12 protein-coding genes are annotated in these 14,192 nt (G+C 68.0%); 10 read left to right on the forward strand and 2 right to left on the reverse strand.

The genetic code is table 11. The features are described from left to right. The first annotated feature begins 315 nt into the window (after positions 1-315). From A3M1_RS0105950 to lpdA, 4 genes are all read left to right on the forward strand, one after another. A complete protein-coding gene (locus tag A3M1_RS0105950; RefSeq protein ID WP_018388038.1) occupies positions 316-3,297 on the forward strand; it encodes a 2-oxoglutarate dehydrogenase E1 component in 2,982 nt (993 codons plus the stop codon). Between the two features lie 86 nt (positions 3,298-3,383). Beyond that, positions 3,384-4,628, forward strand: coding sequence for a 2-oxoglutarate dehydrogenase complex dihydrolipoyllysine-residue succinyltransferase (gene odhB, locus A3M1_RS0105955; protein ID WP_018388039.1), 1,245 nt, complete (start codon positions 3,384-3,386; stop codon positions 4,626-4,628). A 44-nt stretch (positions 4,629-4,672) separates the two neighbouring features. After that, entirely contained in the window at positions 4,673-5,314 is a 642-nt protein-coding gene (locus A3M1_RS0105960; RefSeq protein ID WP_018388040.1) for a LysE family translocator, read from the forward strand. A 40-nt stretch (positions 5,315-5,354) separates the two neighbouring features. Further along, positions 5,355-6,755, forward strand: coding sequence for a dihydrolipoyl dehydrogenase (gene lpdA, locus A3M1_RS0105965; RefSeq protein ID WP_018388041.1), 1,401 nt, complete (start codon positions 5,355-5,357; stop codon positions 6,753-6,755). 334 nt (positions 6,756-7,089) lie between these two features. Here the strand turns inward: lpdA and A3M1_RS0105975 are convergent, their stop codons facing one another. Both A3M1_RS0105975 and A3M1_RS0105980 read right to left on the reverse strand, forming a co-directional pair. Further along, the gene (locus A3M1_RS0105975; RefSeq protein ID WP_018388043.1) at positions 7,090-7,524 is read right to left on the reverse strand and encodes a VOC family protein; all 435 of its coding nucleotides are present in this window, start codon (positions 7,522-7,524) and stop codon (positions 7,090-7,092) included. A 9-nt stretch (positions 7,525-7,533) separates the two neighbouring features. Beyond that, the gene (locus A3M1_RS0105980; protein WP_018388044.1) at positions 7,534-8,526 is read right to left on the reverse strand and encodes a tyrosine recombinase XerC; all 993 of its coding nucleotides are present in this window, start codon (positions 8,524-8,526) and stop codon (positions 7,534-7,536) included. Between the two features lie 239 nt (positions 8,527-8,765). Here A3M1_RS0105980 and A3M1_RS0105985 point away from each other — a divergent pair, with 239 nt between their 5' ends. The 6 genes from A3M1_RS0105985 to A3M1_RS0106010 all read left to right on the forward strand — a co-directional run bounded on the left by A3M1_RS0105985 (position 8,766) and on the right by A3M1_RS0106010 (position 14,190). Continuing rightward, positions 8,766-9,476 carry a class I SAM-dependent methyltransferase gene (locus A3M1_RS0105985; protein ID WP_018388045.1) on the forward strand — a complete coding sequence of 237 codons (711 nt, stop codon included), beginning with the start codon at positions 8,766-8,768 and terminating at the stop codon, positions 9,474-9,476. Between the two features lie 177 nt (positions 9,477-9,653). Then, the gene (locus A3M1_RS0105990) at positions 9,654-11,879 is read left to right on the forward strand and encodes a primosomal protein N' (protein WP_018388046.1); all 2,226 of its coding nucleotides are present in this window, start codon (positions 9,654-9,656) and stop codon (positions 11,877-11,879) included. A gap of 99 nt (positions 11,880-11,978) precedes the next feature. Further along, positions 11,979-12,134: a DUF5993 family protein gene (locus tag A3M1_RS26660; RefSeq protein ID WP_018388047.1), complete on the forward strand. Its 156-nt coding sequence runs from the start codon at positions 11,979-11,981 to the stop codon at positions 12,132-12,134. Positions 12,135-12,144: 10 nt separating this feature from the next. Further along, complete coding sequence (locus A3M1_RS0106000; RefSeq protein ID WP_018388048.1) at positions 12,145-12,759, forward strand: disulfide bond formation protein B; 615 nt, start codon at positions 12,145-12,147, stop codon at positions 12,757-12,759. 189 nt (positions 12,760-12,948) lie between these two features. After that, positions 12,949-13,242 carry a hypothetical protein gene (locus A3M1_RS0106005; protein ID WP_018388049.1) on the forward strand — a complete coding sequence of 98 codons (294 nt, stop codon included), beginning with the start codon at positions 12,949-12,951 and terminating at the stop codon, positions 13,240-13,242. 3 nt (positions 13,243-13,245) lie between these two features. Beyond that, positions 13,246-14,190, forward strand: a complete 945-nt coding sequence (locus tag A3M1_RS0106010) for an AEC family transporter (RefSeq protein WP_018388050.1) — start codon at positions 13,246-13,248, stop codon at positions 14,188-14,190. Positions 14,191-14,192: the final 2 nt, after the last annotated feature.

Genomic DNA, 14,192 nt, shown 5'->3' on the forward strand with positions numbered 1-14,192 from the left:
AGCGGCCTCCGGCGGGGCACATGGCCCCGTCGCGAGGACGTGAACGGCGATCTCGCCGTTTCCAGGCGGCGGGAAGCTCCTGCCGCTGGCGCGTCAAGTGCCGGTGCCGTTATTGCTTGTGAATGATGGCCAGCGTTTTCGCATCCCCGTGCCGCATTCCTGCGGCATTCCCGAGGTGAATACGAGGCCTATATAGAGCCTTCGACTTTCGCCCCACCCTAAGGGGCGCCGCAGTCAGCCCGGGGCAACCCCCGCAGGCGATCTACGGCACGAAAGTACTGCCAACGGACCCGACCGGTCCCCCAGGAGCCGACGATGTCGCGCGCGGACGTGAACGAGACCTTCCTCAACACCTCTTTCCTCTACGGAGCCAATGCGGCCTGGATCGAGGACCTCTATGCCCGCTATGAGGCCGACCCCAGCTCGGTGGACGCTGAGTGGCAGGCTTTCTTCGCCGGGCTGAAGGACGCCCCGGCCGATGTCGAGAAGAGCGCCCGCGGCGCCTCCTGGAAGAAGCAGGGCTGGCCGATCCACGCCAATGGCGAGCTCGTTTCGGCGATGGACGGGCAGTGGATCGAGGTGGAGAAGGCGATCGGCCGCAAGGTCGAGGCCAAGGCAGCCGAGAAGGCGCAGAAGGCCGGCGTCGAGCTGTCCAGCGCCGACGTCCAGCAGGCCACCCGCGATTCCGTCAAGGCGCTGATGATGATCCGCGCCTACCGCATGCGCGGCCATCTGCATGCCAAGCTCGACCCGCTGGGTCTTGAGCCGGTGCGTGCCGCGCCCGAGCTCGACCCCGCCTCCTACGGCTTCCGCGAGGCCGATCTCGACCGGCCGATCTTCATCGACCATGTGCTGGGCCTGGAGTTCGCCACCGTCCGCCAGATGGTCGCCATCCTCCAGCGCACCTATTGCGCCACGCTCGGCGTCGAATTCATGCACATCTCCTCGCCCGAGGAGAAGGCGTGGATTCAGGAGCGCATCGAAGGCCCGGACAAGGAAATCACCTTCACCCGCGAGGGCAAGCGCGCCATCCTCAACAAGCTGGTGGAGGCCGAGGGCTTCGAGAAGTTCCTCGATGTCCGCTACACCGGCACCAAGCGCTTCGGCCTCGACGGCGCGGAGAGCCTGATCCCGGCGCTGGAGCAGATCATCAAGCGCGGCGGCAATCTCGGCGTGAAGGAAATCGTGCTCGGCATGGCCCATCGCGGCCGGCTGAACGTGCTCACGCAGGTGATGGGCAAGCCGCACCGCGCTCTGTTCCACGAGTTCAAGGGTGGCTCCTGGGCCCCCGACGAGGTCGAGGGCTCCGGCGATGTGAAGTACCATCTCGGCGCCTCCTCCGACCGCGAGTTCGACGGCAACCAGGTCCACCTGTCGCTGACCGCCAACCCCTCGCATCTGGAAATCGTCGACCCGGTGGTGCTCGGCAAGTCGCGCGCCAAGCAGGATCTGCTGCGCGACGCCGAACGCACCCAGGTGATGCCGCTGCTGCTGCATGGCGACGCCGCCTTCGCCGGCCAGGGCGTGGTGGCCGAATGCCTCGGCCTGTCGGGACTGAAGGGACACCGCACCGGCGGCTCGATCCACTTCATCATCAACAATCAGATCGGATTCACCACCTATCCGCGCTTCTCGCGCTCCTCGCCCTACCCGTCGGATGTCGCCAAGACCATCGAGGCGCCGATCTTCCACGTGAATGGCGACGACCCCGAGGCCGTGACCTTCGCCGCCAAGATCGCCACCGAATTCCGCCAGCGCTTCCGCAAGCCTGTGGTGGTGGACATGTTCTGCTACCGCCGCTTCGGCCATAATGAGGGCGACGAGCCGGCCTTCACCCAGCCCTTGATGTACAAGCTCATCAAGCAGCACCCCTCCACGCTGGAGCTGTACTCGCGCAAGCTGGAAGCCGAAGGCGTCATCGCGCCGGGCGAGATCGACGCCATGCGCGCGGAATGGCGCTCGAAGCTCGACATCGAATATGAGGCCGGCCAGGCCTACAAGCCGAACAAGGCCGACTGGCTCGACGGCCGCTGGGCCGGGCTGAAGGCCGCCGCCGCCGAGGACGACCCGCGCCGCGGCGTCACCGGCGTCGATTTCGACGAGCTGCGCGAGATCGGCACCCGCATCACCACCGTGCCGGAGGGGTTCCACGTCCACCGCACCATCCAGCGCTTCCTCGACGCCCGCCGCAAGGCGATCCTCGACGACGGCGCCGGCATCGACTGGTCGACGGCGGAGGCGCTCGCCTTCTCCTCGCTGCTGCTCGACGGCCATCCGGTGCGCCTGTCCGGCCAGGACAGCGAGCGCGGCACCTTCTCGCAGCGCCATTCGGTGCTGATCGACCAGGAGACCGAGGAGCGCCACACCCCGTTCAACCATGTGCGGGAGGGGCAGGCGCATTACGAGGTCATCAACTCGATGCTCTCGGAAGAGGCCGTGCTCGGTTTTGAGTATGGCTATTCGCTCTCCGAGCCGAACGCGCTGACCATTTGGGAAGCCCAGTTCGGCGACTTCGCCAATGGCGCGCAGGTGATCTTCGACCAGTTCCTCTCCTCCGGCGAGCGCAAGTGGCTGCGCATGTCGGGCCTGGTCTGCCTGCTGCCGCATGGCTATGAGGGCCAGGGGCCGGAGCATTCCTCCGCCCGTCTGGAGCGCTATCTGCAGATGTGCGCCGAGGACAATATGCAGGTCGCCAACCTGACGACGCCGGCGAACTATTTCCACGCCCTGCGCCGCCAGCTCAAGCGCGACTTCCGCAAGCCGCTGATCCTGATGACGCCGAAGAGCCTGCTGCGCCACAAGCGCGCCGTCTCGACGCTGGCGGAGTTCGGCCCGCAGACCACCTTCCACCGCGTGCTGTGGGACGATGCCGACCGCAACTTCGCCGCCAACCTGCCGGCCGAGGCGGTGACGCTGAAGCCGGACAGCGAGATCCGCCGTGTCGTGCTCTGCTCGGGCAAGGTCTATTACGACCTTTATGAGGAGCGCGAGCGCCGGGGGCTGGACGACATCTACCTCATGCGCGTCGAGCAGCTCTTCCCCTTCCCGCTCAAGACGCTGGCGCAGGAAATCGGCCGCTTCAAGCAGGCGGAAATCGTCTGGTGCCAGGAAGAGCCGAAGAACCAGGGCGGCTGGGCCTTCGTGCAGCCCTATCTCGAATGGGTGCTGGAACAGGCCGGCTCCGCCTCCTCGCGGCCGCGCTACACCGGCCGCCCGGCTTCCGCCGCCACGGCGACGGGGTTGATGTCCAAGCATCTCGCGCAGCTCAAGGCGTTCCTGCAGGACGCCCTGGGCTGAGCATAGCGACTATCCGCAAGACCTGAGTTCGCAAGACCCGAGGGAGTGCCGGCCCCGCAGCCGGCAAACGGTGAGGAAGAACGAGCATGGCCACCGAGATCCGCGTTCCGACGCTGGGCGAATCGGTCACCGAGGCAACCATCGGCAAGTGGTTCAAGAAGGCGGGCGACACTGTCGTCGCCGATGAGCCCATTGTCGAACTGGAGACCGACAAGGTCACGATCGAGGTGCCCGCGCCCTCGGCCGGCGTGCTCTCCGAGATCATCGCCAAGGACGGCGAAACGGTCGGCGTCGGCGCGCTGCTCGGCTCCATCGGCGAAGGCTCCGGCGCGGCCAAGGCGACCCCTGCCGCCGCTCCCGCCAAGGCCGAAGCCCCCAAGGATGCTCCGAAGGCAGAGGCCCCCAAGGCTGAAGCTCCGGCCCCGGCCGCTGCCGCGTCTTCCGGCGCCAACGGCCCGGCGGTCGCCAAGCTGGCGGCGGAGAGCGGGCTCAACCCCGCCATGCTCGCCGGCACCGGCAAGGATGCGCGCGTGACCAAGGGCGACATGCTCGCGGCGCTGGCCACCGCGCCGGCACCCGCCGCCGCCCGCGCCCCGGCTCCGGCCCGCGCCCCCTCGGCGCCAGACGACGCCTCGCGCGAAGAGCGCGTGAAGATGACCAAGCTGCGCCAGACCATCGCCCGCCGTCTGAAGGACGCGCAGGACACGGCGGCGATGCTCACCACCTTCAACGATGTCGACATGTCGGCGGTGATGAATCTGCGCGCCCAGTACAAGGACGTGTTCGAGAAGAAGCACGGCGTGAAGCTGGGTTTCATGGGCTTCTTCACCAAGGCGGTGATCCAGGCCCTGAAGGACGTGCCTGAGGTGAACGCCGAGATCGACGGCACCGACCTCGTCTACAAGAATTATTACCACATCGGCATCGCGGTCGGCACCGACAAGGGCCTGGTGGTTCCCGTGGTGCGCGACGCTGACCAGCTCTCGGTCGCCGGCATCGAGAAGGCCATTGCCGGCCTCGGCCGCAAGGCGCGCGACGGCAAGCTCGGCATCGAGGACATGCAGGGCGGCACCTTCACCCTGACCAATGGCGGCATTTACGGCTCGCTGATGTCGACCCCGATCCTCAACGCGCCGCAGTCGGGCATTCTCGGCATGCACCGCATTGAGGAGCGCCCGGTAGTGGTGAAGGGCCAGATCGTCGCCCGCCCGATGATGTATCTGGCGCTGAGCTACGACCACCGCATCGTCGACGGCAAGGGCGCCGTCACCTTCCTCGTCCGCGTCAAGGAAGCGCTGGAAGACCCGACCCGCCTCGTGCTGGATCTGTAAGCGGGACGCGTGGGTGAACCGGGCGTGGCCCGGCGGAGGATGCAATGACCTATGTCAGCGAATTCGCGGCGCTGATGGCCGTGTTCGCGGTGGTAATCGTGGCGCCGGGGGCGGATTTCGCCCTCGTCGTCCGCCAGAGCGTGGTGCATGGCCGGCGCGCCGCGCTTTTCACCAGCTTTGGCATCGGCGCCTCGCTGCTGTTCCACATCAGCTACACGCTGCTAGGCATCGGCCTGATTGTCTCGCAGTCACTCGCGCTGTTCGCGCTCATTAAATGGCTGGGCGTCGGCTATCTGCTCTATCTCGGGGTGAAGTCGTTTTTCGACAAGCCGCTCGACATCAACGAGGGCGAACTGGCGGCGGGCGCCACGGCGGGCCGGCCGCTCTCGCTGGGCGCCTGCTTCGGCATGGGTTTCCTCACCAATGCCCTCAACCCGAAACCCGTGCTGTTCTTCCTCTCGCTCTTCACTGCGCTGGTGAGCCATGAGACGCCAGCGGCCGTGTCGTTTCTCTATGGCATCGGCATGGCGAGCGCGCTGATCGCGTGGTTTGCCGGCGTCACGCTGTTTTTCACCAACCCTTCCGTACGCGCCCGTTTCAAGGCGTTCGGAGGCTGGTTCAACCGGCTGACCGGCGCGACCTTCGTGCTGCTGGGCCTGCGCCTCGCGGTGCAGAAGGCCAACTGACGCAACTCGCTATGTCGAGCAAGCCCTCAAGGAACTGACCATGTCCTACGATCTTGTCGTCATCGGCACCGGCCCCGGCGGCTATGTGTGCGCCATCCGCGCCGCCCAGCTTGGGCTCAAGGTCGCGGTGGTCGAGAAGCGCGCCACCTTCGGCGGCACCTGCCTGAACATTGGCTGCATCCCCTCCAAGGCGCTGCTGCACGCCTCGCACCGCTTCGAGGAAGCCGGGCACAGCTTCGCCAAGATGGGCATCAAGGTCAGCGCGCCGGAGCTCGACCACGCGGCGCTGCTCGGCTTCAAGGACCAGGCGGTGGAAGGCAACACCAAGGGCGTCGCCTTCCTGATGAAGAAGAACAAGATCGACACCTTCCACGGCACGGCGAGCATCCCCGCGCCGGGCAAGGTCGATGTCGCGATGGCGGACGGTTCGCAGCAGACGCTGGAAGCCAAGGCCATCGTCATCGCCACCGGCTCGGATGTGGCCAAGCTCCCGGGCATCACGATCGACGAGACGCGCATCGTCTCCTCAACCGGCGCCATCGCGCTGGACAAGGTGCCGGGCAAGCTGCTGGTGGTCGGCGCCGGCGTCATCGGGCTGGAGCTCGGCAGCGTGTGGCGGCGGCTGGGGGCTGAGGTCACGGTGGTCGAATATCTCGACCGCATCCTGCCCGGCATGGACCTTGATGTCGCCAAGTCGTTCCAGCGCATCCTGGAAAAGCAGGGCATGGCGTTCAAGCTCGGCGCCAAGGTCACGGGCGTCGATGCCTCGGGCGCGACGCTGAAGGTCTCGGTCGAGCCCGCCGCCGGCGGCGAAGGTGAGACGCTGGAGGCCGATGTGGTGCTCGTCGCCATCGGCCGCGTCGCCTACACCGAAGGGCTGGGGCTGGAGGCGCTCGGCGTCGAGAAGGACGCACGCGGGCGCGTCGTCACCGATCATTATTACCGCACCAGCGTGCCCGGCATCTTCGCCATTGGCGACGCCATTGCCGGCCCGATGCTGGCGCACAAGGCCGAGGATGAGGGCGTGGCGCTGGCCGAGCTGCTCGCCGGGCAGGCCGGCCATGTGAATTACGAGGTCATCCCCTCGGTGGTCTACACCTTCCCGGAGGTGGCCTCGGTCGGCAAGAGCGAGGAAGAGCTGAAGCAGGCCGGCATCGCCTACAAGGTCGGCAAGTTCCCCTTCCTCGCCAATGGCCGCGCCAAGGCCAATGACGAGACCGACGGCTTCGTGAAGATCCTCGCCGACGCCACCACTGACCGCGTGCTCGGCGCCCACATCATCGGCTCGGAGGCCGGCGAGCTGATCCATGAATGCGCGGTGCTGATGGAGTTTGGCGGCTCCTCGGAAGACCTCGCCCGCACCTGCCACGCCCACCCCACCCGCTCGGAAGCGGTGAAGGAAGCGGCGATGGCGGTGGAAAAGCGCGCCCTCCACATGTGAGGGCGCGGCCCTCGGCCGGCGACAGACGTTTGATCGACGCAAAAAGCGGCCCGGAAGTCACCTTCCGGGCCGGTCTGTATCGAGGGGGAAGACGAGGGCCGGTCAGGAACCCTTGACGTCGGTCTGCGCCGCCTTGGCTGCCTGGTAGGGGCAGGCGAAGGCGGTTCCGGCGACGGCGGTGGTCAGGGCAAGCGCGCACAGAGCGGTCACGAGACGCTTCATGAATTGGTCTCCTCTGGTCGGGTCCAACGCCTGCGAGTGTCCCCCAGCTTCCCCAAGGTGAAAAGCCCCTTCCGGTTCCCCGGCACCGCCCGGCCGCCATTTCCCCGCGGGATCACGCATCCGTGTAGGTAACGGCCTCGATCTTCCAGCCATCCGGGTCCAACAGGAAGGCGGCATAGTAGCCCTCGCCATACTGCGGGCGCAGGCCCGGCCCGCCGGCATCGCGCCCGCCCGCCGCCAGCCCGGCGGCGTGGAACGCCTCGACCGCGCGGCGCGTCGGCGCCATGAAGCACAGGTGGAAGCCCGGCGGCGGAGTGACCGCCTCGGCCCGGTGCTGGATCCAGAACGGCGCCGCGCCCGGCGTGCCCTCCGGCGAGGGAAGCTCCCCTTCGGGACCCCAGCAGGCGGATTCGCCCTCCGCCTCGGCATGGGAGGCGACACGCATGAAGCCGAGCGGGGCCAGCACGGCGTCATAGAAGGCCAGCGCCCGCTCATAGTCGCTGACCCCGATCGACATGTGCTCGATCATCGGCTGAATGGGAGTCATCGCGCGCTCCTATTTCGCTGTGGCGCGCGGATGCGACGCCTTCCACGCCGCCATCAGCGTCTGCGTGTCGACGGCGGCGTAGATCTGCGTGGTGGAAAGCGAGGCGTGGCCAAGAAGTTCCTGGATCGAGCGCAGATCGCCGCCCCGCCCCAAGAGATGGGTGGCGAAGGAATGGCGCAGCGCGTGCGGGGTGGCGCTGTCGGGCAGGCCGAGCGCGCCGCGCATCCGCTCCACCGCCAGCTGCACCACGCGCGGCGAGAGCGGACCGCCCTTGGCGCCGCGAAACAGCGCCCCCGTGGGCTCCAGATCATAGGGGCAGGCGCGGGCATAGGCATCCACCGTTTCAAGAACCTGGCGCAGCACCGGCACCATCCGGGTCTTGCCGCCCTTGCCGTGGACGAGAATCTGGTCGCCGCGCCCCGGCAGGGGCATGTCGCGGCGCATCAGCCCCAGCGCCTCGGAAATACGCAGGCCGGAACCGTAGAGCAGCGCCAGCACCGCCGCGTCGCGGGCGAGAATCCACGGCTCGCGCGCATCCCCCGCCCGTGTGGCCGGGTCGGAAAGGGCGCGCGCATCCGCCATGGTCAGCGGGCGCGGCAAAGTGCGGGGAATGCGCGGCCCGCGCACGGCGGTCAGCGCGCCCACCTTGCCCAGCCCCTCGCGCTCCAGATGCCGGCCGAAGGAGCGGGCGGCGGCGAGAAAGCGCATCTGCGTGCGCGCCTCGATGCCCTCGGCCCGGCGCGCGGCGATCACGGCGCGCACATCGCGCGGCTGCATCTGCGCGAGGTCGGCCATGGTGGGGGAATGGCCGAGATGGCGCGCCAGCACGCCGAGAAAGGTCGCGACATCGCGGGCATAGGCCTCGCGGGTCTTCGCCGCCAGCCGCCGCTCATGGCCGAGCCGCCCGAGCCAGCCTGTGAGCGCCGCCGCCACGTCAGGCGCCGCCCCCGCCAGCAGCCCACGTTCGGCCCGCTCCGCCTTCTGTGCGTCCGTGCTCGCCATGGCTTCACCTCCGCTTGCCCTGCCCCAGGCCGGCCGATCCGTTCTAACGGCGCAGCCGTTAAAAAACGCCGTTCCTGATGCTGCCGGACCTCCGACGTTATGGCGGAGGCACCCTTATCCAGTCGCGCCGAGAACCTTGGAATCGGCCGCCTGTTCAACACTCCGGCGGCATGCTAGCTGATTATACTCTCTCAACTCGTCACATCGACTTCCAATCGAGAAATTCGCTGGAAATACCTATGTCGTATTCCGATTATATCGACTGGAAAGGCTGGGAGGAGAACGCTTTCGGCACCTGCGATGCCTACAGCCAAGCATATTTCGACGGCGAGATTGGTCCTTATATTAGGAAGGCATCAACAACGCCTGCGTCCCTCGTTGAAATCGGCTTCGGCAATGGATCGCTCCTGGGGTGGTGTCGGAGCCGCGCCATCGACGTCATCGGAAGCGAGATTCAGTCCGCGCTGCAGGAACGGGCACGCCGCGCCGGCTTCCCCGTGGTCGACGACCTCTCGGAAATCGCGGCGGAGACGGCGGATGTCGTCGTTGCCTTGGATGTCTTCGAGCATATTCCCTATGACGATCTGGTGGCTCTCTGCCGCGACATTCATCGAATCCTGAAACCAGAGGGGCATCTGATCGCCCGCTTTCCGAACGGTGACAGCCCCTTCTCGATGGTCTTCCAGAATGGCGACCCCACCCATGTGCATGCGCTGGGGGTGTACAAGCTGCGGCGCCTCATGTCGGCGACCGGCCTTCGCCTGGAGCTCCTGAAAGCCCCATGCGAACGCCGCCTCAGCCTCAAGGGCCGGCTGTTCCTGCCGGTTCGACGCCTGATGAGAGCCATGTTCAGCGCCTTTGTGCGCTACGCTTTTCTCGAAGGCGACACGCCGACAACCTTCACCATGAACTATGTGCTCGTCGCCAGCAGGCCGGCGGTCCCTTCCTAGAGGCACTCGGGTGAAAGCCGGTCCACCGGCCGCGCTCCAGGAATTTGTCTTTACGCATTTCATTCACGCGAACCGGAAACCCGCCTCGCTCGGGAATGATCGAGCTGCCGGCAGCATGCGGCGCCGGCTCGATCGACCCGGCGCACCGCGCGCCGATGCGCTATGAAGACCCCCGCCATGTCCGCTCCCGCCGATTCCCCCTCCCTGTTCCCCTCGCGTGCCCGCGTGGTGGATGTGCTGCTGCCGCTCGCCATCGGTTCGGCCTATTCCTACCGCGTGCCTGAGGGCATGGAGGTGGCGGTGGGCGATATCGTGGTGGTGCCGCTCGGCACCCGCACCATGCTCGGCTGCGTCTGGCCGAGCCGATCCGACTCCAGGACCGCTGAGCCCAAACCGGTCGACCCCGCCAAGCTGAAGGCGATCCAGCGCCGCTATGATGTGGCGCCGCTGAACGCCGGGATGATCGCCTTCATCGAGTGGATCGCCGACTACACCGTCACCCCGCCCGGCATGGTGCTGCGCCTCGCCTTGCGCCATGACGAGAGCGCCGGCATCACCCGCGAGCGCATCGGCGTGCGGCTCACCGATCACCGGCCCGAGCGCCGCACCAAGGCGCGCGAAAAAGTAATCGCCGCGCTGGAAGACGGGTTCGTGCGCGCCAAGAGCGAGGCGGCGAAGGAGGCGGGCGTGTCGCCTTCCGTGGTCGACGGGCTCATCGACGATGGCGTGCTGGAGACGGTGGTGCTGCCGCCCGAGCCCGCCGCCGAGACGCCGGACCCGGACCATGCCGTGCCGGAGCTGCTGCCGGCGCAGGCGCAGGCCGCCGCGCAGCTGGTGGCCTCGGTCAAGGCGCGCGCCTTCCAGCCCTTCCTCATCGACGGCGTCACCGGCTCGGGCAAGACCGAGGCCTATTTCGAGGCGGTGGCGGAAGCGATGCGGCAGGGACGGCAGACGCTGATCCTGATGCCGGAAATCGCCCTGACCCAGGCCTTTCTCGACCGCTTTGCCCGCCGCTTCGGCGTGCGGCCGGCGGAATGGCACTCCGCCGTGTCGACCAAGCGGCGCGGGCGGATCTTTCGCGGCGTCGCCTCGGGCGAGGTCTCGGTGGTCGCCGGTGCCCGCTCGGCGCTGTTCCTGCCGTTCCGCGATCTCGGCCTGATCCTCGTCGATGAGGAGCATGACAGCGCCTACAAGCAGGAGGACGGCGTCCATTACCACGCCCGCGACATGGCGGTGGTGCGGGCGCGGCTGGAGGGGGCGACCATCGCCCTGGTTTCCGCCACCCCCTCGATCGAGACGGAAGTGAACGCCCGGCGCGGGCGCTACACCCGCCTCGCCTTGCCCGAGCGCTTCGCCGGCACCAAGGTGCCGCGGCTGGAGCCGATCGATCTGCGCCGCGAGGGCCCGCCGCGCGGCCAGTGGATCGCCCCGCGCCTCGCCCGCGAGATGGAGCGCACCATCGAGGCCGGCGGGCAGGCGCTGTTGTTCCTCAACCGGCGCGGCTATGCCCCACTCACCCTCTGCCGCGCCTGCGGCCACCGCATCAAATGCCCCTCCTGCTCCTCCTGGCTGGTCGAGCACCGCTTCCGCCGCCGGCTGGAGTGCCACCAGTGCGGCTATGCCATGCCGGTGCCCAATGAATGCCCGAACTGCCACGAACCCAATGCGCTCATTCCCTGCGGTCCCGGCGTCGAGCGACTGCACGAGGAGGCGGCGAAGCTGTTTCCCGAGGCCCGGCTGCAGGTGCTCTCCAGCGATCTCGCCGGCGGGGTGGAGCGGCTGCGCGCCGAACTCAAAGCGATCGAGGATGGCGAGGTCGACATCATCGTCGGCACCCAGCTCGTCGCCAAGGGGCATAATTTCCCCGGCCTCGCCATGGTTGGCGTCATCGATGCCGATGTGGGCTTGGGCCATGGCGACCCCCGCGCCGCCGAGCGTACCTTCCAGCTGCTGCATCAGGTCGCCGGCCGCGCCGGCCGCCATGAGGTGGAAGGGCGCGCCTTTTTGCAGACCTACATGCCCGAGCACCCGGTGATGCAGGCACTGGTGGCGGGCGACCGCGACGCCTTCTATGACCGCGAGATCGCCATTCGCGAGGAGGCGCATCTGCCGCCCTTCGCCCGGTTCTGCGCCCTCATCATCTCAGGCACGGACCCGCATGCGGCGCAGTCCCATGCCCGCGCGCTGGCCGCCTGCTCGCCCTTCACCGACAAGGTGCGCGTGCTCGGCCCGGCCGAGGCGCCGCTGGCGCTGATTCGCGGCCGCCACCGCTACCGCCTGCTCGCCCGTTGCGAACGCAGCTTCGACCTCTCCGCCTATGTCCGCGCCTGGATGGCGGGCGCGCCGCGCGCCACCGGCAGTCTGAGGGTGGACATCGACATCGACCCGCAAAGCTTTGTGTAGAGCGGCCGCCCCTGCCGCGCTGCGTCATGACAATGCGGCACGGACCTGCTTCTTTAGCGCGGAGCGGTAGCATTTGCCGGCAGTGGAGCGTGCAGCATCATGATGAGTCTTCCCTTTTTCGGGTTCTGTCTCGCCTTGGCCTTCGCGGCCCTGGGCCGGCGCGCGCTGGCGCTGGCCGCCTGCCTCGTCTCGATCGCCGTGCTGCTGACCCTGTTCAAGCTGCACGCCACCTCCGCGCTCGACATCGTGCTGTGAGGGAAGCGCCATGAACCCGAACACACAGAACCCGAACACCTCCCCCGGCATCCTCTCCCCGGAACTCTCCCGCCAGCTCAACGCGCTCGGCCTCATCGCCGTCGGCGTCGTGCTGCTGTTCGCCTTCTACGACCAGCTCGTCGGCGGCGCATTGCCCTGCCCGCTCTGCATCCTGCAGCGCGCCGGCTTTGTCGGCGTCGGCGTCGGGCTGGCGCTGAACGTCAAATTCGGCCCGCGCCCGAGCCATTATGCCCTCGCCATTCTCTCGGCCATGGCCGGCGGCGCGGTCGCCGCCCGGCAGGTGCTGCTGCACATCGTGCCCGGCACCGGCACCTTCGGCGCGCCGTTTCTGAGCATGCATTTCTACAGCTGGGCGCTGCTGCTGTTCATCGTCATCATTGCCGGCTGCGCGCTGCTGCTGCTGTTCGACCGGCAGTTCGCGCCGGCCGCGCGCGTCCACACCCTGAGTGGTCTGACGCTGGTCGCCTTCGCGCTGATCGCCCTGCTGGCGCTGGGCAATGGCGTTTCCACCGTGCTCGAATGCGCCGGCGGCCTGTGCCCGGACGACCCGGCGGGCTATCTGCTGCTCGACGGAGAGCCCCCCGCCGCGGCACCGGCGCCCTGAGCGCAGACGGGGAAGGGCGCCCGCCATTGACGGCGGCGCGCGCGGCGCCTAGTTTCCCCGCCATGATGATCGCTTCGATCGAGACAGCGCGTTTTTGCGCGGGACGGCGAATTCGCCGCCCGGCCGACAGGTTCGGCCGGGTTTCCTGACGCACGCCCTCCCGATTCCTCGTCATCATCGGACACTCCCATGACTGCCGGTCTTTGCCGCCACCGCCTCGTCGTCGAGGCGGATGCCCATCCCAATCTCATGCTCCGCCTGCTGGAGCCCTTCGCCATCCATGACGTCCAGCCCACCCGCATCCGGCTGGACGGGCCGGCCGATGGCAAGATCGACCCCGCCCATCTCGGCACGATGCGGGCGGAGATCGCCTTCGTCGCCGGCCCCGACATCGCCGAGCGGCTCTGGGCGCGGATCGACGTGATGGTGCCGGTGCGCACCTCCCATCTCGTGTCGAGCGCCTCGGGCGAGATCGCGGCCTGAGCGATGCTGGCGCAGCTCGGTGCCATCGCCCTTGTCGTGGCGCCGGTCTTCGGCCTGATCGGCCTCGGCTTCGTCGCCTCGCTCTCGGGCCATCTGCGCGAGCGCGCCGCCGAGGGCCTGTCCGAATATGTGTTCGGGCTGGCCGTGCCGGTGCTCATCTTCAAGACGCTGGCCGAGGCGCAGCTGCCGCAGGAAGGCCAGCCCTGGGGCTACTGGATCGCCTATTTCACCGGCGCCTTCCTGGTCTTCGCCCTCGGCATGCTGGCGGCGAAAAGGCTGTTCGGGCGCGGGCACCTCGAATCGGTGATCCAGGGCTTCACCTCCGGCCAGGCCAACACCGTGTTCGTCGGCGTGCCGCTCATCCTCCAGGCCTTCGGGCCGGAGGGGGCGGTGCCGCTGTTCCTGCTGATCGCCATCCATCTGCCGATCATGATGGTGCTGGCCACCGTGCTGGCGGAAGGCGCGGCGGCCGGCATGTCGCTGGCCAGCCTGCGCAAGCTGGGGCGGATGCTGGCCTTCAACCCGATCCTGCTCGGCATCTATGCCGGCGGCATCGCCAAGCTCGCGGGCTATGTGCCAAGCGGGGTACTGAAACAGACGCTGGACATGCTGGCCGCTTCCGCCGTGCCCTGCGCGCTGGTCTCGCTCGGCCTCGCGCTGCACCGCTATCCCATACGCGGCGATATCGGCCCGGCGATCCTGATCTCGACGCTGAAGCTCGGCGTGCACCCGGCCATCGTCTATGCGCTGACGCGGATGCTGCCGATGCCGCCGGTCTGGGCCGATGTGGCTGTTGTGTTCGCCGCCATGCCCTGCGGCATCAATGCCTATCTGCTCGCCCAGCGCTACAAGGCCGGCGTCACCGCCGCCGCCAGCGCGGTCTCGCTGTCGACGGCGGCGAGCCTGTTCACCGTAACGATCTGGTTCCTGATTCTCGGCGTCAGCTGAGG

It is taken from the genome of Ancylobacter sp. FA202 (assembly GCF_000380205.1).
Classification (GTDB): domain Bacteria; phylum Pseudomonadota; class Alphaproteobacteria; order Rhizobiales; family Xanthobacteraceae; genus Ancylobacter.